Raw genomic sequence first — 21,285 nt, 5'->3', positions numbered from 1 at the left:
TTGGTGCGGCTGACAGAGAAATGGCCCCGGCTGTGTCGCCGAGGCCATTTGCGCTTCAGTCGCCGCGGCGCGGGTTGGGGCGGGACCAGATCAGCGAGTAGGCTTCGCCTTCCTCGTCATCGAAGAGGTTGGCGTAGATCGGGGCGGTGAAGCTCGGATCATCGAGCTTGAGACCCAGATAATCGCGGCCTTCGCCCGAGCGCTTGGACCAGGCGGCACCGATCTCGGCGCGGCCGACCAGGACCCGGTGGCTGGGAGCGTTCTCGCCGTTTGCGCGGATGTCGGGAACGATACGCACGCCCTTGGCCTGGACACTGAGGGTCACGATTTCGCCGGTGAATTCGTTCGAACCGGTCTTCTTGAAGCTACCGATGGTCGCCATTTCAAATCTCCGTTTTCCGTTTTCGAGCCCGCACCATTGCGGCCTCGATGGCGATCGACGGGACGGAGACGATCGCTGGCGCATCCCCGTTTGCGGGGACTGGACAGCACAGGAGGGACTTTCTTGCTCGCGCGAGGAATGACGCGCCCCGGGGACCCATGGAACATGGGGCGGGCCGTCAGGGGAAGAAAGTTGTGACGACGCTGTTGCGCCAAAGCGATCGAAGCGCGCGCCGCGCGCTGGTCTTCGGCCAGATCAGGCCATGGAAGAGGCCGTTTGGAGCGGTCAAAGATACGAGAAGAGCGCAGAGTCTGGCGCATTCGAGTTCAGCCAGACCGGTGGCGACGGATGCCCGTGACGTCGCCCCTGTCCTTGGCACGCGTACCGCTATTTGACCCAATCGAAGTCGGCGAGAGCTCATCCCGCCTGGGTTCCGCAATGTGCCCGCGAAATTCGCGCCACCCGTCCTGCTCCCGATATGTGCCGCATCACTCCACTAGATTGATGTGAGTTCATTACGCCGATCCCGCGCCCCTTATCTCTGAGGACGGCGAGTTTATCTCTCTGTTCTGGCTTCCAACCAGATTCTGCACGCAGCTAGATGCGCGCATGGCCCGTGCCAGCAGACTCGGCAGACGCCCTCGCCGCGAGCCGCAGGAAGGTCGTCACTCCCACGGCAATTGCGCCAATGACCGAGAAGATGAGCTGCCAGGTCTCGGACGGCATCATATGTTTGACGATGCCGAGCGTGGCGTAGAAGCCGGCGACGACTGCCGGAGCGACAAAGGCGAGTGCGATCAGCAACCGCGCCCATAGAGGCCGGACCAGAATGAGCAGGCCTTGGGCTGCCGCCAAGGTCAGGCCGGCAGCGAGTAATCCGACAAGAACAGCCCCAAGCCAGCCCGCGCCGGTGCCGTAGGCCCAGATACCGGCGTTCACCCCGATGAAGAAGGGCAACGCAAAGACGGCAAGGTTGAACAGCAGCCAGCACATGAAGCCTATGGCGGCCATGGCGACGAGAATACCGAGAAAGGTCATGGTGGTGTCTCCGTGCAATGGATTGGACGGTGCGCCTGCCACCACCTCCACGGCGCGATCGGAACAGTAGCAGAAGTGCCCGCGATCATTAAGAACAAATAGGGATCAAAGAGATCCCCTGACCCTGTCCGGCCATCTTCCTTGTTCTGCCTGGACATGGTCGGATCCGGCGGCCCATCGTCCTACAGGCGATGTGTTTCGCCGGCATGATAGGCCGTCGAGGCGCTTCCGGTTCGTCGACGGCCTTGAGGAATGGCGGGCAGCGCTCACGCGCCGCCCGTCCCGAAGCGGTAGACAGGAATGCCCAATTTGCGCGCCTTGTCGGCGAGATTGTCCTGGATGCCGGTGCCGGGAAAGATGATGACCCCAATCGGCATCGTGCCGAGCATCTGATCGTTGCGTTTGAAGGGCGCAGCCTTGGCGTGTTTGGCCCAATCGGGCTTAAAGGCGACCTGCGGCACCTTGCGATTGTGGGCCCAGGTGGCGGCGATGCGCTCGGCGCCCTTCGGCGATCCACCATGCAGCAGCACCATGTCAGGATGCTTGGCATGAACCTGGTCGAGCTTGTCCCAGATCAATCGATGATCGGTGGTCTCGCCACCCGAAAAGGCGATCTTCGTGCCGGCCGGTAGCAGCACCTCATTGTCAGCGCGTCGCTTGGCGGCGATGAAGTCCCGGCTATCGATCATGGCCGCTGTCATCTGGCGATGATTGACCCGTGAACCCGAGCGCTGCGACCAGGGCGTACCGAGGGTGCGCAGATAGATATCGGCAGCGGTCTCGCGGAAAAGCTCAAGACTGTCACGGCGTTCGATGAGACTTTGCCCGATCCCGATCAGGGTCTCGAGCTGGACGGATTTCACCTCGGACCCGTCCTGTTCGCACTGGAGGCGCTTCTGGGCCTGCTCGTTGTCGTCGAGCTTCTTTTCGATCCGTTCGACAGCACGGTGGAAGGTATTGACGCTCGACCAGAGGATCTCGGCAAGGTCGAAATCGAGACTGGTGTCGGCCATGGTGGAGATCAGGGCGTCGAAAATATCAGCGACCGCGCTCTGGATGATGTGATCCTCGGGCGAGATCCGGGGATCGGGCTTGTCCTCTGACGGACGATAGCCGTAAAGCTCAAGCTCCTCGATGGCATGGCCGGTGGCAGATGTCGCGTGATCGGGTTCGCGTTCGTCATAGGTGTACATGGCAGGCTCCGATGGCAAGGACCGCGACCGTCGCGGCCTCATGGCGACGACAAGCCCGCAGGCGGTCCGGCCAGGCAGCCCGAGCCTTTCGCGAGGGTCTCGATGGCAAAGCCCGGCTGATTTGCTTCGCGCTGTAAAGGCGGGCGAGACGGGGTCCCCACGCGACTAGTCGCGTGGGGTGGCGGGCCGCCGACGGAAATCAGTCGGGCGCCGCCATTGCCCGGCCGGGCCGTTTGTGGGCCGCTCGCCCTCTCGAAGGCCGAGGCGCGGTCCCCTGCCGAATAGAGAAGGCTTCTTGTATGCCGCTACGGAACACGAGCGCCCGCCCGCTTCTCATCCCGGCTATGCAGCCAAAGCCATGAAGCGGCCGACGTCGTCTGCAGCCAGTTGCCCGTGAAGCCGTGCCCGCAATGCATCCAGCCCGCACGAAGTGAGGTCTTCGTTGAAGTCACCCATCATCGGCGAGAGCGTGATGGTCTCGATTCCGGCCGCCAGCGCCCGTTCGACGAGCCTGTCTCGTGCGCTGTCGCCTGCCGGATCATTGTCGCGCACGATATAGAGCCTGCGCAGATGGGCCGGGAACAGGAAAGCAGCGAGGTGCCCGGCCGAGAGTGCGGCGGCCATCGGCATCTGCGGCAGCAATTGCCGCAGCGACAGAATGGTCTCGATGCCTTCTCCCGCCGCGATGACATCTTGTGCCTTTCCGAACCGGACGGCGTTACCAAGTAAGTCCCCCATGGCCTTGCGTGGCGGATCACGCGGCGCTTTGCCCGACCCGTCACGCGCGAGCCAGGTACGATGGGCGCCGGTTATGTCGCCATCGAGATCGGTGACCGCCGCGATTATCGCCGGCCAGGTCTCGGTCGGCCCTTCATGCTCGGGCCGCCAGTAGCAGTTCGGATGGAAGCGCAGCGCGCCGGTCCCCTGCAAATACGTAATGCCGCGTCTCCGCAAATACGTCTCTGCGAGCGTGCTCGTGATCGGTTGTGCGATGCGCCAGAGCCGGCGTGCGGCTTCTGCCGAACCCGATATAGCCGGGGTTCCGCGACGCCGCCCGGTGGGAACTGATTCTGGATGGGGAAGGCTCAGAAAGCGGCGGGCTTCCGCAGCGACCTCGGCGAAGTCGAGGAGACCGAGGCTTTCGCGGATTACATCGAGCAAATCACCATGTTCGCCGGTGGCGGCATCGGACCATTTACCCGCCGGCCCCCTGGCGCTGTCATGCAGCCGCACGAACATCGAGCGTCCCGCGCAATTGCGGACGTCGCCGACCTGCCAGTAATGGCCCTGTTTATGGCCATTCGAGAGGTAGTGACGGCAAACCGACTCGGCCTGCCGGCCGAGACGCTGCGCCAGATCGGTGGCGTAAAGACGGGACATCAGGCCGCCTCCCGTTCGGCAATGCGTTCGATCGGGAAGCGCTCGACAAGCTTGCCGATAATCCCGGTGCCGGCTGCCCCGACCGGCACAAAGAAGCGCAATTTCCACGATATGATTTCGCTGAAGAGCCCATAAGCGCGCAGGCGTTCGCGCATGGCATCGCTGAAGCCTGTAAGTTCAATGCGGTGAGCCCCCATGACCCGGACGCGGCGCAGTTGCAGCCCTTCGGCCAGGTCGAGGATTGTGCGCCCGTCGATCAAAGCGGCGTAAGCCTCATTGGCTGTCAGGCTGACGCTTTCTGTGGTGGCAACGCTGGCTGCCCATGCCGGCGAGACACGGCGGCCGATGATGCGCTCGCCGTCATCGGTCTGGAGCCGATAAACACGGGTGGAATCCTGCGGCAGCCGCTTCCAGACCGGCAAGAGCAATCCCGCCACGATGTAAAGGGTGCCCTCGGAATAGGCCGGTACCTGCGCGACTTCCCGGTTCCACATGGCCGCAAAGCTGTCCCGATCGGCTTCGATCCAGCGCGTTTCGCCCATCGCCCGAAGAGCAAAGGTCGTGCTTTCCATCGGCCGGAGCAGTCGTACGCGCGGCTCAATCTCGCCATCGTCCAGCATGACACTGGTGGTGGGGACCTGGACGGCGGCGCGGGCCGAGCGTTCATTCACCAGCAGTTTTGCCCGCGGATCGGTCAGTTCACGCAGGGCCGCATTGAGCGACATCGGCCTGTTGCGCTTGCGCTCGCTGATTGAAAGCAGCCGGGTCTCAGCGCCAGTCGCGGGGTGGGTGTAAATGACCTGACGGCCGGTCAGAGTGAAGCTTTCGGCGCGGAGCGTTTCGAGACCAAGATCGTATGTGCCGGAGGCGATAGCCCCGTCGACTCGCGCCTGGAGGAGCTGCTCGAAAGCCGAGAACAAGATGGCCTGCAGGTCGATGGTCAGCGCCAGCAGCCGGTTGAGAAAGGTGGTGATCGGCGGCAGGTCGTCCTTGATGCCGTTCGCATCCATCAACTTCAGACCGGTCATCTGCTCGAAACGTCCGAGCGAACAGCCTTGCACCTTGCCGCGCACGATCAGCATATAGAGCTGCCGCAAGGCATCGCGGGCATAGGGGCTTTCCAGATTGTCCTCGGGCCGAAAGAGGCCCTGACCTCCGGTCTGGCGCTGACCGCGCGTGATCGCGCCGAGCGTGTCGAGACGCCGTGCGATGGTCGAAAGGAAACGCTTCTCGGCCTTCACATCGGTCGCGATGGGTCGGAACAGCGGCGGCTGCGCCTGGTTGGTGCGATTGGTGCGGCCCAGCCCCTGAATGGCCGCGTCTGCCTTCCAGCCCGGTTCGAGAAGATAGTGGACCCGCAGGCGCCGGTTCCGCGCCCCGAGATCGGCATGGTAGCTGCGCCCGGTGCCGCCCGCATCGGAAAAGACCAGAATGCGCTTGCGATCGTCCATGAAGGCGGCGGTTTCGGCAAGGTTCGCGGAGGGTGCGCGGTTCTCGACCGCCAGCCTTGCCGCTGAGCTTTCGCACTTGCGGATGATCCGGCGCGAACGGCCCGTGACCTCGGCCACGACATCGGTCCCAAACCGCTGCACGATCTGGTCCAGGGCGCCGGGAACGGGCGGAAGGCAGGCCAGGTGCTCGATCATCGCGTCGCGCCGGGCAACGGCCGCCCGACATTCGACGGGCTGGCCATCGCGAAATACCGGCCGCGAGGAGAGATTGCCCTCGCTATCGGTGAAGGGTTCGTAGAGCTGCACCGGGAAGGAATGGGCGAGATAATCGAGTACGTATTCCCTTGGCGTGATGTCGACGCGGACGTCGTTCCATTCCTCAGCCGGCAGTTCGGCGAGGCGGCGCTCCATCAACGCCTCGCCGGTCGAGACGATCTGGATGACGGCGGCATGCCCGGCCGCAAGATCGGCATCGATGGACCGGATCAATGTCGGGGTTTTCATGCTGGTCAGCAGATGCCCGAAGAAGCGCTGTTTCGCGGATTCGAAGGCGGATCGGGCGGCGCTTTTGGCCTGGCGGTTCAGCGCACCGTCGCTGCCAGTGATGTTGGCCGCCTCCATCGCCGCATCGAGATTATTGTGAATGACCGCAAAAGCGCCGGCATAGGCATCATAGATGCGGCGCTGCTCGTCCGTCAGCCGATGCTCCACCAGTTCATATTCGACGCCATCGTAGGAAAGGGACCGCGCGGTATAGAGCCCAAGTGAACGCAGATCGCGCGCCAGCACCTCCATCGCCGCCACGCCGCCAGCCTCGATCGCCTCAACGAACTCGGCACGGGTGGCAAAAGGGAAATCCTCGCCGCCCCAGAGGCCGAGCCGCTGGGCATAGGCGAGGTTATGCACCGTCGTTGCGCCCGTGGCCGAGACATAGACAATCCGGGCATCGGGCAAGGCGTGCTGGAGCCGCAGCCCGGCACGCCCCTGCTGCGATGCCGCGATAGTCCCGCGTTCTCCCTTGCCGCCACCGGCGTTCTGCATGGCATGGCTCTCGTCGAAGATGATGACACCGTCGAAATCCGATCCCAGCCAATCCACGATCTGCCGGACGCGCGAAACCTTCTCGCCGCGATCATCCGAGCGCAGCGTGGCATAGGTGGTAAAAAGGATGCCTTCCGACAGCGTGATCGGCTTGCCCTGCGAGAAGCGCGATTGCGGCGTGATCAGAAGTCGCTCCATGCCGAGCGCCGACCAGTCGCGCTGCGCGTCCTCGATCAGCTTGTCCGACTTGCTGATCCAGACCGCCTTGCGCCGCCCGCGCAGCCAGCTGTCGAGGATAATCCCGGCCGATTGACGGCCTTTGCCGGCTCCGGTGCCATCACCGAGCATGAACCCCCGGCGGAACCGTACAGCGCCTTCTGCGTCCGCGGGCGCCGCGCTGACCGTCTCGAAGGTTTCGTCCACGGACCAGGCGCCGGCCAGATAATCGGCATGGGCCTCACCGGCATAGATCACTGTCTCGAGCTGGGCATCGGAGAGGCGCTCGCGGATGTCGGCAGGCAGGATCGGCCGATAAGACGGCTTTGGTGGTGCAACCGACGCCATCGCAGCCGATTGGACAAGCTTGGTTGGATGTGGCTGTGCACCGGGAATCCGGATCGACTGCAATCCGTATTGCTCATAGATCGCATCGCTTAGTCGCGTGCCCTCGGGCGGTGCCCAGTCCACCGTCTCATAAGCGAGCTCGACGCCCTCGGGATCGCCAACTGTATCGGTGACGGATCGCACCGGGGCCACGCCCGTGCGATAGCCGCGCACTGTCTTTGGCGCGGCCGCCGGGATGAATTCCCGGCATTTCGGGCTTGCGACCGGCAAGCGTGGTGGAACTTGCGCCTCGATCCAAGCGAGCAGCGTCGCAACATCGGGCGCAGTGCCGGATGAGGGAGAGAACTGAGATGGATCTTCGGCCGGCGTCTTGTCGATAACGATCAGGCGCGTCGCGAAGGTCGTGCCATGCTTTGCGTATACCGATCCGGCGATGGCAGCGCTGAAGACAAGGCGGCCATGCTCTTGCAAGCGGACGAAAGCATCCCGCCAGCCAGCTTGATCAGGAGCAAAATTCGCTCCTGTTATGGCTACGAGCCGCCCACCATCGGCCAGCCGCGCCAAAGCAGAAGCAACATGGCGGAACGCCGTGTCAGCCATTCGTCCCGAAACATTGGCCATCGCCGAGAATGGCGGGTTCATCAGCACGACCGAGGGGACGATTGCCGGTTGGAGGTGATCGTCGATCTGTGCGGCATCGAAGCGGGTTGTGGAAACAGCCGGAAAGAGGGAAGAAAGCAGCTCAGCGCGGGTATCGGCGAGCTCGTTCAGCACCAGCCTGCCGCCGGCAATCTCGGCCAGGATCGCCATGAGGCCGGTTCCGGCCGACGGTTCCAGCACCACGTCACCGGGGGTGATTGCGGCGGCTGCCATGGCCGCGAGACCGAGCGGCGCGGGCGTCGAGAATTGCTGGAGCGCCTGGCCTTCCTCGGATCGGCGCGTGTGGGTCGGCAACCGGTCCACGATCCGGGCAATTGCGGAAAACCGTGTAGCCGGAGACGCGGCTTTCCGGAAAAGCGCCTTTCCGTATTTGCGTAGGAAAAGGACTGTGGCGACTTCGCAAGTCTCATAACCCATCTTCCAGTCCCAGGCGCCGGTCGAATCGGAAGCGCCGAAAGCCGCCTCCATCGCATCGCGAAGCGTGGCGGCACTGACGTGCTGGCCGCGTTCCAGATGGCCAAGGAGTGTGGTTGCCGCAGCGAGGATGGCGGGCGCTGCGGCTAAGGACGTGACCGGATCGGTCACGGGAGACACCATATTCATGGAAGGGAACCTCGGGAGAGCGGAAACGGGAAAGCCCGGACTGCGCTCTCTCTCGACCGCCCAGGCTCACCCATTCCGGCGGCCCTCTCACTCTGGCTGGAGCGACATGAAGAGCGCCCCGACCATGAGGCGGGGATGCTTCAAGCGGGATCAGCCGAAACGAAGTCCGCCTTCGGTGAAGGTGTGGCCATTGGCGAGGATGGTCTCGTCCACCACCTCATCCGAGGACAGGTAGTCATATTCGCGCTCGAGCTGGCGATAGAGCCAGCGGGCGAGATCACGCAGCGCCTCGGCGACGACGTCCTCCGCGTCGGCGGTCATGTCCTGCCAGTTCGGGCTGGCCCGCTCTACCGCAATGTCCATGCAGTATTCGTGGTAGTAATGGCCGCGATGACCGACGTCAGCGCGAAGCTGATAAAAGTTGCGCCGCTGGGCATCCTGAAGCGCATCTGCGATGCCATGCAGCATCTCGTCCTGCGGCGCGTAAGCCCGGATCGCGGCAGAGGCGTTCCTGCAGTAGGAGTAGAACCCCTCCCAGCACGCGCCGTCACCTTGCGACCAGAAGCCCCGGAACCAGATGCAGGGTTCCTGCCGCGATCCGCCGCCCATCAGGCGAGCGGTTCGGGTCTTGAGGCGGATGCCGAGGATCTCGGCGATGCGCTGGAAATCCTCATAAACGGCGTCGTACCAATCGTAGTCGAAGCCGCCTTCACGATACCAGGCGCGGGCCTTGTCCTTCGCCGTTTCGGAAAGTTCGTCGAGGCGATAGACTGTGGTTTCGATGATTTCAGGCATGGGGATCGCCTCCCTCCAGCACGGTCGAGAGCCAGCCGTCGGTATAGATCCAATCCACTGTCTCGCCGGTCGAAAGATCGAGTACGTGTGCGCCACCGCCGAAGCCATCGAGGCGCGGCTTCGAGCAGGTGTTGGCATATTGGAAGCCCCACCGGCCCTTGAGCTCGAACACGGCGGCGCAGCGCCTGACGAATTGGATAACGTGCTCGGGATCGCCGGTGGGATCGTCGCGTATCCAGAGCTGCGTACCGCCATGTTCGGGCTGGATCGACAGCAGGAAGCCATCCGATGAGGGATCTTCGGCTGCATTTTCGTCCGCCAGCGCATTATAGAGTTCGAGCGCACGGACAGCGTTCTCAGGGGTGCCTACATCGAGCAGGCAGGAAAAATGGGTGTAATAGTCAGCCATGACGGCCTCCGGACATGAGGAGGCCTGGCGCAGGACCAGGCCGATTGCGTGGAAGAGGTGAAAATCAGGCGGCGCGGGGCAGGCTAAGCAGTTCCGCAGCGGTCTCCCGCCAGCCGCGATCGACCAGGCGTGTTTCGAGCAGACTGGCGCGGTAGCGCAGGTTCCGCGCCGACCGGGCATCGCAAGCCGCCGAGGCGCTGCCGCGCAACCGGCTTGCCTCGCTCACGATACGGCGGGCTTGCGCGTCAGAGATGACTGGCTGCTGCCAGACAATGGCCCGAGCCCGGATTTCTCCGGCGAGGACCAGACCGTAGGTCGAGTCATGAATTGCGGCAATGCGCGCCTCAAAGCGCAGCGTGTCGTCCTCTCCAACGCGAATATCGTCACGCGAAACGCGCTGTGCCGCGATCGTCATGGCGTCTTCGGGAGTGGTACATTCACCGAGAACGATAGTCCGGTCGAATTGGCTGGTATCGTGATCGTCGACGAAACTGACAGTGCCGAGGCAGGAAACCCGTAGCGGATACCGAAGGGCGCTACGCAGCCCGGGCAGCACCTGCCGGGCGAGGATTTCGCCGATCGGGCGGAAGCCGGATGAGCGGTGGAGGGACATGGGAACTACTCCGCGACGGGCGCCGGGAGCCTCTCTCTCCGGCCACCAACCCGTCACGGCCAACCGGCCCGCACTCTAACTCTTTCGTATCGCGGTATGGCCGCTACCGCCGGCAGTGAGAGATTATCCGCAAAGCGATGGCTCGGCTGCGTTGCCTGCGCGCCGGGCCATCGGGATGAGGCTCTTCTCGTGCCTCAGATCCACGGATCAAGTTCGAGTTTCACCATCTCTTCGTCGCCATCGAACTCATTGGCGGGCATGGCGCCATGGGTGCCGTCCCCGGCCTGGAACACGACGATCACAGTCATCAGCGTGGTGGCGAGGCTGGCGGCAAAGGCGGTGGCATCTGCATAGGACATGGGTTCCGGCTCCTGTTTTGGAGGCGGGGGACCATCCCCCGCGCGACAGGCGCCCGAAGTGTCTGACCGGATCTGCAATCACCCTCGCGCGTTCGGCTTGTCCGGATCCGCGAGGGCGGCACGCAAAGCGTCAAGCCGACCCCTTGCGGGTTGAATGCAAAGACGACGGCTCAGACCAAGGTTTGCGAATGGAAGCGGGGGGGGTGTTCTGCCTCTGACAGGAATCCGCATATCCGTTGCGGATCGGTTCGCCGCGCCAGCCTGGTTACCACGCGGGCAATAAGCGATGATCCTTCAGCCCCGGGGACGGCACCCATTGCGCCAGCCATGACGGGGATTGATCCTGGGGCGACCCTGACGCGGCTTGCTCCATCCCGATTGCGTCAGGAAGAGACGGGGCAGCCGGAGCCGCCCCGCGTGACGATCATTCCGCGGCGATCACCTGCTGCGCCTCATCCTCTTCGTCGACAATGTCATCCTCGGCGTCGCCTGCGAGGAATTCAGGAAGGTCCACATCGACATCGCCTTCCGCCGAAGCGTCAGGCTCCGCAGCAGGATCGATCGTGCGCAGCGGCTCGGGCAGCCAGCCGGTATCGGCGAGCAGGCGCTCGGCTTCCTTGGCCATGTCGCCCTTCTTGAGATGCCCGATCAGCTCCGATGCCCGTTCGCCTGCACCTTCGCGAACCGCCTCGAGGATGCGCGGCTTGGTCACACGGCCGAGATAGTTGCTGACGGTCGGCTTCCAGCCCGCCACCACCATGTCGAGACCGGTAGCGCACACCAGACGGTTCGCCTGGGAGAGACGCACCTCCAGCCCGTGTTGGCTGACGCCCGTGCCGCTATAGGGATTGGGCTTTTCGTAAAGGGCGTTGATGCCAAAGCTGACGCAATGGGCGAGAAGCTCCATGCGAGACTCCTCATCGAGATCGATCAGCCAGTTCCAGAGCGCCTCATCGTCAGCCGGGATGTGATCGCCCCAGCGTTCGTGCCGTTCGGTAACAGACCGCGCCGAGACGCTGTCGCGCAAATCCTCAGCCTGTGCCGGCAAGTGAACCTGGCGGACATGGGCCTCGAGGCATCCCCTGGCGGGCTGCGGCAGGAAGGTGTCCATCACCAGCCGATGCAGCAGCGCGGTCATCGCAATATGGGGATTCATCGCAACAGCATCGCGCAGCGCGAGCGTGCGATGCGCGGTCAGCTCGCTGATCAACCGGTCCGGCAGCGGCCGCACAATCTCGGCCTCATCGTCGTCCTCCGGAGATTCGCTGCCGCCACCGACTTGGACAACCGCATGCGACACACTAGCTACTGCGCCCTCTGTGGCCGGGCCGGAGGAGCCATCGGGATCTTCGCCATCAATCGCCGCTTCATCCTCGGGCCGAACATAACCCCGTTCGGCCCGCAGCTTGCCGTTCCCATCGATGCTGACGAAGACGCCCGCCCGCGCAACCTGTTCGGGATCATAGATCATCGGCCTGCGCTCGAATTCTTCCAACGCCTGCTCAATCTCACCAAGCCGCTGATCGACCTCATCGGGCAGCTCGTCGGCCTCGGCATATTCGGCTTCGAGCCGGTCATATTCCTCGCGCAGGGATTCGCGGGTGGCGCGCTCATCGTCGGTCAGATCGGCGACCGAGCCCTCGAGTTCCCGCAGGCCGTGGTCGTGGCCATAGGGAAAGGTCACCGCTACCTCGACCCACTGCCAGCCTTCGGCCGCAATGGACTCGGCTTCGGCTTTCAGCTTTTCGCCTGCTAGGCGATCGAGCAGCTCCGGATCCTGAAGCCAGCCGCCGTCGTCGCGCTGAAAGAGATCGCGCAGCACATAGCCGCCGGCGGCTTCATAGGCCTCGATACCGACAAAAAGCGCTCGCCTGTCAGAGGCGCGCACTGCGGTTTCAGTCAGGAGACGGCGGATATAGTGCGGCTCTTTCTGCCAGGAATCCTTGATCGCATCCCAGACCTGTTCCTGCCGGGCATGGTCTTCCGACACGGTGAAGGCCATGAGCTGTTCGAGCGTCATGCCGTCTTCGGCGTAAACGTCGAGAAGCACGGGCGAGACCGCAGCAAGACGCAGGCGCTGCTTGACGACCTTCGGGTCGACAAAGAAGGCGGCTGCGATGGCTTCCTCGCTCATCGCCTTGTTGCGCAGCGCCTGGAAGGCCCGAAACTGATCGAGCGGATGAAGCGGCGCGCGCTCGATATTTTCCGCGAGCGAGACTTCGTCGATCAGGATGTCGGCATCGGCCTCGGATATGACGCACGGTACCGGTGCAGTTTTTGCGAGACGCTTCTGCTTCACCAGCAATTCCAGGGCCCGATAGCGGCGACCGCCTGCGGGCACCTCGAACATGCCGGTTTCCTTGCCCTCGGCATCGAGAACAGGCCGGACATGCAGAGACTGGATCAGTCCGCGGCGGGCGATGGATTCGGCCAGTTCCTCGACCGAGATGCCAGCTTTGACGCGCCGGACATTGGCCTGGCTCAGCGCCAGTTTGTTGAACGGAATATCGCGCGAGGACGCGAGGGTGATCTTCTGAACGGCAGTAGCCATATGCCTTACTCCATGACGGGCGCCGGGAGCCTCTCTCTCCGGCCACCAACCCGTCACGAAGCAAAGCGCCGCCCTCTTCCTCTCAAGAGAGCGGCGCAAAATCGTAAAGCCGGAGAAGCGGGATTCAGTGTTTCCGGCTCTGTGTATCGGTCTGTTTCCGGGTCGGCGTGGAGGCGGCTCGGGCGCCGGAGTAAAGAATGCGCTCGGCCTCGCGGATGCCACCGGCCCGCCGCGCCATGTCAGCCCAGACCGAGATCGGGAAATCGCCGGTGAAGTGCAGATCGCGCTCGATCCTCATGTCAAAGGGCAAGCGGATCGCCTGCATTTCGCCAAGGCTCCAGCTTCCAAGCTCTGGAAACCCCAGATCGGCAAGGCCGAAAAGGGTGTCACCGTCGCTATCCAATTCGGTCGCAAGCCAGACGCCGCTACCCAACGGATTGAAGAATTTTACCACGGGGACATGGTCGACATCGCTCTGGCGGCCATTGGCGAGGAGCTGCTCGCGCTGGGTGCTGGTCAGGAGGATCATGCCGCGGCCCTCCGATCCGTCGACGCTGTATCCGCTTCGCCAGTGTCTTCGGCGGGCAGATGCGCCAGCAGCCAATCGGCTGCCTTGCTGGCCTGGGAAGCGGCGCGGACGATGGCGCGGTTGTCCTCGCGCAGCACCTCGAGCCAGGAGCCGATGTAGTCGGCATGGCGTACGGTCGGCACAACGCCGATCGAGGCGCAGCAGAAGGCCGCGTTCATTTCGGCGACCAGTTCTTCGAATGCGTATTTCCTGGTGCCGAAGCGGCCCGACATATCCCGCCCAAGCCGGGAGGCATGGCCGGTGGCGTGCCCCAGCTCGTGCAAGGCGGTCCGGTGCCAGTCGATCGGCTCGAAATAGGCCTGTGGCGGCGGCACCTGAACATAATCGTGCGCTGGAACATAGAAGGCCTGGTTCCCCCCGATGCGAAAGTCGATTCCGGTCGCCCGGATCAGCGCCTCGACCCTTGGCTCGATCATGTGGGGCGGCGGTGGCGGCGCCTCGATAGCAACATCCTCAGGCAAGCCCTCGCATTGCGCCGTGTTGAACACGGTGAAGCGTTTGAGAAACGGGATGCTGCCAGCTTCCTCCCCCGTCTCCCGCGCGCGGCGCTTCTCATCCTCGGGCGTGAAGCGGTCGGCATAGACGACGGTCGTGCCGCGCTCACCTTTCCGGACATTGCCGCCGAGCGACAGGGCCTGGCGGAAAGTCAGCCAATGCTGGGTCGGATAGCCGTATTGAACAACGGCGCCCCAGAGGATCAGAATGTTGATCCCGGAATATTGCCGGGCCGTCGCGGCATTCCTCGGCATCGCGAGCGGTGCCTTCGCCGCCGTGCCCCAGGGCTGGACCCAGGGCAACCGCCCTTGCTCCAGCTCGTTGATGATTTTCGCGGTGATCTCGTCATAGAGATTGGTGCGGTCGCCGCCGCCGCGTGCGGCGTGGTTCTGTCTGGCCATCGGGATTGTCTCCGCGACGGGCGCCGGAAGCCTCTCTCCCGACCTTCAACCCGTCACGGCAAACCCCGTCTGCACTCTCACTCTAGGAACCGCGGTGGGGCCTAAAAGGAGGGAACCCGCCTGAGAAGAGACCGCGATCAGCATCAAGCCTGTCCGATCTGCACGCCATGGCCGCCGACCATACGCCGCGGCCAATTTCTGCTGGCCCTTATCGGCACATATCGGCTCCAATCGCATCAGCGCACCACGATCAGGAGCTGCAGATGCCATCCGTTAGCGACCGCCCCGTCAAACGTTCGATCCGGAGGAATGAACTGCGAGAAATCGTTCCTCTGGCGGACAGCACCATTTACGAAATGGAGCAGCGCGGAGAATTTCCTCGCCGCTTTGCCCTTTCACCCAGATGCGTCGTCTGGGATCTTGCCGAGGTCGAAGCGTGGCTCGAAAGCCGGCGCACGCGGCCAATCCCGCGCGCCAAACACCCCGACGTCGCCCAGCGGAAGTTCCGGCCGGTCAAAGGGCAGGGTCGGGCTCAAGCATAGGCATGGTCGGGGGGAGAAGGGTGACAGGCCGCTTGCGACCTTCCACCCATGCGTCAACGACGTCCGACCATTCCTGGAGCATATGGCGGCGCTGAACCTCGTACTCTGCCTTGTTGTAGACGCCGCGCGAAGATCGCCCGTCCTCGTGGGCGAGGCATTTCTCGATCCAGTCGCTGTTGAAACCGAGTTCATTCAGCAGCGTTGAGCCGGTCCGTCGCAAATCATGGACTGTAAACGGCTCGAGCGGCAGCCCCTCCTTCTGCGCCAGATCGACCACCGCGTAGGTGATGCGGTTGAACGTCGCCCGCGACATTGGGGCATCCGCATCGTAACGCGAGGGCAGCAGATACCGGGAATTGCCGGCACAGGTCTTGAGCGCGATCATGATGTCGAGCGCCTGTCGGGAAAGATACACATTGTGTGGCTTGGAGCGCTTCATCCGCTCCTTCGGAATGCTCCAAACCGCGTTCTCGAAGTCCACTTCGTCCCATACGGCGTCCTGCAGCTCGCTTTTACGAACCATCGTCAGCAGGAAGAGCTTCATGCCGAGGCGAATGGTCGGCAAAGTCGGGACATGCTCCAGTTGCCTCAGCATGATGCGGATCTCTGTCGGTGAAAGCGCACGGTCTCTGGGCCGAAATGCAGCAATCGAAGCTGGGCCGACTTCATCGGCGGGATTGGGCACCTTCTCGCCGTGCAGGATCGCGAAACTGTAGATCTGCTTGAGGATGTCGCGGACGTGGATGGCCGTTGCAGGCGCACCGCGATCGACGATCTTGGCGCAGAGAGCTCTCAGATCATCTGGGGTGATTTCGCGCAGCAGCCGGTTGCGCCAGACGGGCAGCAACTCTCGATCGAAGATCGAGCGCCGCATCGCTCTGGTACTGTCCGCCATCGGAGCCTTGTCCAGCCACTTCTCGCCGAACTGACCGAAGCTCTTGGCCTCTTTCAGGCGGCGCTTCTCGCGCTGTTTTTCAATTGCGGGTGAGCGGCCCTCTCGGACTGCGCGTTTGGCGTCCAGGCAGAGTTCGCGAGCCCGTGCGAGCGAAATGCCGTCACGTCCGTACCTGCCGAGATAGACGGTCTCGCGGCGCCCATTCAGCCGGTAATCCAGGCTGAATGAGATCAGACCTGTCGGCGTGACACGGGCATACATGCCGTCCCTGTCTGACACCTTGTAGACTTTGTCTTTTGGTTTCAGCGCCTTAAGCGCAGCGTCCGTCAACATGTTCGCGCAGCCTCCGAAAAGTACCGTCATGCGGTTTTGGGAGGTTCGTGACGCCTAAATCACTTTGTTATCAGTGACTTATGTTGAAAAAAGTACCGTCACGATCCTCAACTCTTGCGACGGTACTTTCTGAGACGGCCGTGATCAATATGAGCGAGCACCGTCAATCGTGACGGTACTTGTGATTGCTACCCACCGATAGGTCTCGATAGGTGGCGGATAAAAAAATATTTTTAATCAGAGTGTTAGGGGAAATTCTGGCGCGTTGTCGGCGGCGTTTGGATGGGCCTGAATCATTCCCACTCGATGGTGCCGGGAGGTTTCGACGTGACGTCGTAGACGACGCGGTTGATGCCACGCACCTCATTGATGATGCGAGTGGCAGCGCGGCCGAGGAAATCCATATCGTAGTGATAGAAATCCGCCGTCATGCCATCCACGGAAGTGACAGCGCGCAACGCGCAGACGAACTCATAGGTGCGACCATCCCCCATGACACCAACGGTCTGGACCGGCAGCAGCACAGCGAATGCCTGCCAGATCGCATCATAGAGGCCGGCCTTGCGAATCTCGTCAAGGTAGATCGCATCGGCTTCGCGCAGGATCTCGAGCTTTTCGCGGGTGATGCCACCGGGACAGCGAATAGCAAGACCCGGACCCGGGAAAGGGTGGCGACCGATAAAGCTGTCGGGAAGACCGAGTTCACGACCAAGCTCACGGACCTCGTCCTTAAACAACTCCCGCAAGGGTTCGACGAGCTGCATGTTCATGCGCTCGGGAAGACCACCCACATTATGATGCGACTTGATCGTTGCCGACGGACCGCCGGTGAAAGAAACGCTCTCGATGACGTCCGGATAAAGGGTACCCTGCACAAGGAAATCGGCGCCGCCGAGCTTCTTGGCTTCTTCCTCAAACACTTCGATGAACAGACGGCCAATGGTTTTGCGCTTCACTTCCGGATCGGCCTCGCCCTCCAGCGCGCCGATGAAGCGATCGGCAGCATCGACCAGAATGAGCGGCAGATTGTAATGCTCCCGGAACATAGCCACGACATCGCGCGCCTCGTTCTTGCGCATCAGGCCATGGTCAACCAGAATGCAGGTGAGCTGATCGCCGATGGCTTCATGCGCGAGCAAAGCCGCGACGGAGGAGTCCACGCCGCCCGAAAGCGCGCAAATGACCTTACCGGAACCGACCTTGGCGCGAATGGCATTGATGGCCTGCTCACGGTAGGCGGCCATGGTCCAGTCGCCCTTGATGCCGGCGATATTGTGCACGAAATTCGAAAGCAGCTTTGCGCCATCCGGTGTGTGCACGACTTCCGGATGAAACTGTACGGCGTAGAAGCGACGCCCTTCATCGGCAATCGCCGCATAAGGGGCGCCTTCCGACGTGGCAATAACCTTGAAGCCTTCTGGCAGAGCAGTGACGCGGTCGCCGTGGCTCATCCAGACCTGATGACGCGAGCCCCTCTCCCACACGCCATCGAACAGCGCGCTCTTTTCCTTCACGTCAAGGAAGGCGCGTCCAAACTCGCGATGATGGCCGCTCTCGACCTTGCCACCCAGCTGGGCGCACATGGTCTGTTCACCATAGCATATGCCAAGAACGGGAATGCCGGCGGAGAAGATTTCCTGCGGCGCGCGGGGGCTGCCAATATCGACGGCCGAGTGCGGGCTACCCGACAGGATGACCGCTTTCGGCTTAATGCGGGCAAAACCTTCGGCTGCGGACTGAAACGGCACGATCTCAGAAAACACGCCTGCCTCGCGCACGCGGCGCGCGATCAGCTGCGTTACCTGACTGCCGAAATCGAGGATAAGGACGGAATCTGGGTGGGTGCTCGTGCTCATGTCGGGCGATTAAAGAAATTTCGCATCATTTGCAATGGTTGCGTCGCAATGGAAACGCGGAATCCCATATTATCGCGACAAAAGCCCCTCGGCCACCGCCTGCTCGATCTTCTCAACCGCGCCTGCCAGATTCTTATCGACCACGTGAAGATATTCGCGCCAGTCATCAACGTGGGTAAGTTCGGCCTTGCCGTCTGAAATGCCGCGCAGCGCAATGAGCTTGACGCCAAAGCGTTGACAGGCGCGCAATGTTGCGAACGTCTCCATGTCCACCATATGCGCGTCAATCGAATCGTAATCTGCACCCGACACGACGTTGGCCCCGGTGGAAAGCGAGGCTTGCGGCAGGCCTTCGACAACGAGATCAAGCGCCACCATGGCAGGCAGGTCGATAAATGGCGTACATCCCTTTTCAAAACCGAGCGCGCTTGCGTCCATATCGCGCCAGGATACGTGCGACGCCTGATAAACCTTTGTCTGTTCCAGAACGCGCGAACCGGCAGAGCCAAGTGAAACCAGCAGATCTGGAAGACTGCCCGCCGCCTTAAGCCGTGCCAGCCGTTCGGTGACGATGATCGCAGCCTCGATGGGACCAACCCCGGTCATGAGCGGGTCGATACGTTCGCGCAAATGCGGTCCATATTCGGCGTCGACCGCCATGACATAAAGCACGGAACTGTTGCCAATGGTGCGCAAAGTACCCGCGCCCGCGATGGTTTCTTGGAAAGTCATCCTTCCAGTCCTTCGCGCCCGGTAATTGTCATCAGGGTCGCCGTCATGGTCGCGATGAGACGCGCCTCCCCGTCCTCGCTGTAAGAAAAAGCCTGGCCATCGGCGACAAGAATGGTACGTCCGGGCTTGGTCACGGATCCCCGAAATAGAAAGCGCTCTCCCTTTGCCGGGACAAGCAGATTGATCTTGAATTCGACGGTGAGAACGGCTGCCTCCGGAGGCATCATCGTGTAGGCCGCATAGCCGCACGCGCTGTCCAGGCCTGTGGAAATGATCCCGGCATGGATGAAACCATGCTGCTGAGTTAGATCCTCGGAAAATGGCAACTCAATTTCGACGGTGCCTTGCTCGACACGCGTCAACGTCGCGCCCAGTGTGTGCATCACCTTCTGACGCTCAAAGGAATTACGCACGCGCGGCTCAAAATTCGCATCGGGCGTCAAGACATCTGCCATAAACATGAACCTTCATATTTGAACGGCTCGACTATGGCAGAGGCAAATGCGGCAAACAAGTTTGCCGCATCAGTGAGTGCGTCCTCAGTTGAGGATCAAAAGCGATGCATTGAGAAGTGTAGCGAATGCCACCCATGCGGCGTACGGCATGAAGCAGTATGCGACGATCCGGTCCTTCCCCCACCGCTCACGAATGAAGAAAAGAATCGTAATGAGCAACAGGATGATGACGAAAAGCGCGAGGTCCATACGCTGCGCACCGAAGAAGGAAGGCGACCAAAGAAAGTTCAGCACCAGCTGGGCAAACCAAAGCTTCATACCGGCGGAGCTGCGCGCCTGCTCGAAAGTGCGCCAGCCGGCAAAAGCGATCAGAACGTAGAGAACCGTCCAGACGGGCGAGAAAATCCAGCTCGGCGGGTTGAAGAAAGGCTTTTCGAGTTGCGCATACCATTCGCCAGGAAGCGTCGCGAGCCCGATGGCCAGCCCCCCACCAACGGTTATGACCAGAAAGATGATAAGGGAGAGAACGCGCCGCATGTTATTCCTCAGAACCTGTTGAGAGAAATTCGCATGCGACCCGTTTGGTTCCCGCGTCAGTTGCGAGTCATCGCGCAGAAGAAGAAGCCGTCCGTACCGCTTGTCGCAGCGCTCAGCATGATGCCATGTGCATCGACCATCGCACGCTCTTTGGCGTGCGGAAACTTTTTGGCCCACAGCGCGTGGTGATCGGTGGCGACAAAATCGGGGTGGCGCGTCAGGAATGCTTCGATCTGCTCTTGATTTTCCTCGCGGAAAATCGAGCAGGTAATGTAGACCAGTGTGCCGCCCGGTTTCACATAACGCGTAACATGATCCAGGATCTGGGTCTGTTCCGACATACGCACTTCGAGCTGGCGCTCAGTCAGGCGCCATTTCGCATCGGGCCTGCGACGCCACGTGCCGGAACCGGTGCAGGGCACATCGACCAGAACCAGGTCCATCTGGTTTTCCAGTGCATCCAGAGCGGGCTGCGCCGTGATGGCCTGTACATTACGCGCACCGGCACGTTTGAGACGATCAAAAATAGGCGACAGCCGCGCCTTCTCGGCATCATGGGCGAATATCTGCCCCTTGTTGTCGAAAGCGGCGGAGAGCGACAGCGTCTTGCCTCCCGCGCCAGCGCAATAGTCGAGCACCTGATTTGGCTGATCCGGCGTGGCAAGCTCGGCGACGATCTGCGACCCCTCGTCCTGCACCTCGAACCAGCCCTTCTGGAAACCGGGCTCAGCCTGCACATTCGGATGACGACCGCGACCCTCGACCTTCTCGATGCGGATGCCGAAAGGCGCGATCGCAGCCTTCCTGGCACCTGTTCCGTGCAACGCAGCCAACACTTTAGACGTGTCCGATTTCAGCCGATTGACGCGCAAATCGAGCGGCGGACGCTGCGAGAAGGCCTCGCCTTCTTTCCCCCAATCATCACCATAAGTCTTTTGCAGCAGTGGTTCGCACCATTCCGGCACATCGGAGCGAATATCGTCAGATGGCTGTTTGCCGAAGTGCTCAGCTATCGCTGCCCGCTCCTTCTCACTCAGGGCCGATGGCGCGAAACGGTCATCCACCAGTTCCGCATCAAGCGTATCTGCATCGTAGCCCCATTCCAACAGGAGCGCGCCAAGCGCCAGGCCCCGCGGACTCGCATCGTCCAGCAGCCAAGCTGCCGAGCGGCGATGGCGCAATGCATCGTAGACGATATTGCCTATAGCCGCACGATCGCCGGAGCCGGCAAAACGATGCGACAGCCCCCAATCGCGCAACGCATCTGACGCCGGCCGATGCCGTGTTTCAATATCTTCGAGAATTTCAATGGCTGCTGCCAGCCTGCCGCCGATACGCATGTCGGGCTACCCCTCTTCGGTTGAACCGTGATAGCGCCTAGCTAGCGTAATTTTTCACCTTAGGGAATGGC

The 21,285-nt window shown here is 62.1% G+C and carries 19 protein-coding genes; 1 reads left to right on the top strand and 18 read right to left on the bottom strand.

The annotated features are described in order from the left end of the window. Positions 1 to 55 precede the first annotated feature (55 nt). From IE151_RS08620 to IE151_RS08565, 12 genes are all read right to left on the bottom strand, one after another. Positions 56 to 382 (bottom strand): DUF736 domain-containing protein, encoded by a 327-nt coding sequence (locus tag IE151_RS08620; protein WP_189489597.1) that lies wholly within the window; start codon positions 380 to 382, stop codon positions 56 to 58. A 597-nt stretch (positions 383 to 979) separates the two neighbouring features. Further along, complete coding sequence (locus IE151_RS08615; RefSeq protein ID WP_189489596.1) at positions 980 to 1,420, bottom strand: hypothetical protein; 441 nt, start codon at positions 1,418 to 1,420, stop codon at positions 980 to 982. A 266-nt stretch (positions 1,421 to 1,686) separates the two neighbouring features. Beyond that, on the bottom strand, positions 1,687 to 2,613 hold the full coding sequence (locus tag IE151_RS08610) for a DUF2493 domain-containing protein (protein ID WP_189489595.1): 927 nt from the start codon (positions 2,611 to 2,613) through the stop codon (positions 1,687 to 1,689). A gap of 342 nt (positions 2,614 to 2,955) precedes the next feature. After that, positions 2,956 to 3,993, bottom strand: a complete 1,038-nt coding sequence (locus tag IE151_RS08605; protein WP_189489594.1) for a DUF7146 domain-containing protein — start codon at positions 3,991 to 3,993, stop codon at positions 2,956 to 2,958. Then, positions 3,993 to 8,312 (bottom strand): strawberry notch-like NTP hydrolase domain-containing protein, encoded by a 4,320-nt coding sequence (locus tag IE151_RS08600; protein WP_189489593.1) that lies wholly within the window; start codon positions 8,310 to 8,312, stop codon positions 3,993 to 3,995. The genes IE151_RS08605 and IE151_RS08600 overlap by 1 nt, the downstream gene beginning before the upstream one ends. A gap of 150 nt (positions 8,313 to 8,462) precedes the next feature. Then, positions 8,463 to 9,107, bottom strand: coding sequence for an antitoxin of toxin-antitoxin stability system (locus IE151_RS08595; RefSeq protein WP_132010642.1), 645 nt, complete (start codon positions 9,105 to 9,107; stop codon positions 8,463 to 8,465). Next, positions 9,100 to 9,516 (bottom strand): hypothetical protein, encoded by a 417-nt coding sequence (locus IE151_RS08590; protein WP_104959419.1) that lies wholly within the window; start codon positions 9,514 to 9,516, stop codon positions 9,100 to 9,102. Before IE151_RS08590 ends, IE151_RS08595 begins: the two co-directional genes overlap by 8 nt. Positions 9,517 to 9,580: 64 nt before the next feature. Then, positions 9,581 to 10,129, bottom strand: coding sequence for a hypothetical protein (locus IE151_RS08585; RefSeq protein ID WP_104959420.1), 549 nt, complete (start codon positions 10,127 to 10,129; stop codon positions 9,581 to 9,583). Positions 10,130 to 10,323: 194 nt separating this feature from the next. Next, a complete protein-coding gene (locus IE151_RS08580) occupies positions 10,324 to 10,488 on the bottom strand; it encodes a hypothetical protein (protein ID WP_104959421.1) in 165 nt (54 codons plus the stop codon). A gap of 424 nt (positions 10,489 to 10,912) precedes the next feature. Further along, positions 10,913 to 13,039, bottom strand: a complete 2,127-nt coding sequence (locus IE151_RS08575; RefSeq protein WP_189489592.1) for a ParB/RepB/Spo0J family partition protein — start codon at positions 13,037 to 13,039, stop codon at positions 10,913 to 10,915. Between the two features lie 124 nt (positions 13,040 to 13,163). After that, on the bottom strand, positions 13,164 to 13,568 hold the full coding sequence (locus IE151_RS08570) for a DUF2958 domain-containing protein (protein ID WP_189489591.1): 405 nt from the start codon (positions 13,566 to 13,568) through the stop codon (positions 13,164 to 13,166). Further along, positions 13,565 to 14,524 (bottom strand): ArdC family protein, encoded by a 960-nt coding sequence (locus IE151_RS08565; RefSeq protein WP_189489590.1) that lies wholly within the window; start codon positions 14,522 to 14,524, stop codon positions 13,565 to 13,567. Before IE151_RS08565 ends, IE151_RS08570 begins: the two co-directional genes overlap by 4 nt. A 263-nt stretch (positions 14,525 to 14,787) precedes the next feature. On the opposite strand from IE151_RS08565, the gene IE151_RS08560 reads away from it, so the two are divergent. After that, positions 14,788 to 15,066, top strand: coding sequence for a helix-turn-helix transcriptional regulator (locus IE151_RS08560; protein WP_121583338.1), 279 nt, complete (start codon positions 14,788 to 14,790; stop codon positions 15,064 to 15,066). On the opposite strand, the gene IE151_RS08555 is transcribed toward IE151_RS08560, so the two are convergent. The 6 genes from IE151_RS08555 to IE151_RS08530 form a co-directional block, all read right to left on the bottom strand. Beyond that, positions 15,038 to 16,294: a tyrosine-type recombinase/integrase gene (locus tag IE151_RS08555; protein WP_104960301.1), complete on the bottom strand. Its 1,257-nt coding sequence runs from the start codon at positions 16,292 to 16,294 to the stop codon at positions 15,038 to 15,040. The two genes, IE151_RS08560 and IE151_RS08555, sit on opposite strands and share 29 nt — an antisense overlap. Positions 16,295 to 16,587: 293 nt before the next feature. Then, the gene (guaA, locus tag IE151_RS08550; protein ID WP_189489589.1) at positions 16,588 to 18,150 is read right to left on the bottom strand and encodes a glutamine-hydrolyzing GMP synthase; all 1,563 of its coding nucleotides are present in this window, start codon (positions 18,148 to 18,150) and stop codon (positions 16,588 to 16,590) included. A 69-nt stretch (positions 18,151 to 18,219) separates the two neighbouring features. Continuing rightward, positions 18,220 to 18,882 (bottom strand): 5'-methylthioadenosine/S-adenosylhomocysteine nucleosidase, encoded by a 663-nt coding sequence (locus IE151_RS08545; protein WP_189489588.1) that lies wholly within the window; start codon positions 18,880 to 18,882, stop codon positions 18,220 to 18,222. Next, on the bottom strand, positions 18,879 to 19,337 hold the full coding sequence (locus IE151_RS08540; RefSeq protein ID WP_189489758.1) for a PaaI family thioesterase: 459 nt from the start codon (positions 19,335 to 19,337) through the stop codon (positions 18,879 to 18,881). The genes IE151_RS08545 and IE151_RS08540 overlap by 4 nt, the downstream gene beginning before the upstream one ends. An 84-nt stretch (positions 19,338 to 19,421) precedes the next feature. After that, positions 19,422 to 19,874, bottom strand: a complete 453-nt coding sequence (locus tag IE151_RS08535) for a TspO/MBR family protein (RefSeq protein ID WP_189489587.1) — start codon at positions 19,872 to 19,874, stop codon at positions 19,422 to 19,424. Between the two features lie 56 nt (positions 19,875 to 19,930). Next, entirely contained in the window at positions 19,931 to 21,214 is a 1,284-nt protein-coding gene (locus IE151_RS08530; RefSeq protein WP_189489586.1) for an RsmB/NOP family class I SAM-dependent RNA methyltransferase, read from the bottom strand. Positions 21,215 to 21,285 lie beyond the last annotated feature (71 nt).

Origin of the sequence: Limoniibacter endophyticus, assembly GCF_014652835.1 — a bacterium.
Classification (GTDB): Bacteria; Pseudomonadota; Alphaproteobacteria; order Rhizobiales; family Rhizobiaceae; genus Limoniibacter; species Limoniibacter endophyticus.
Note: the sequence above shows the minus strand (reverse complement) of the source record. Positions and strands in the feature narration are given on the sequence as shown.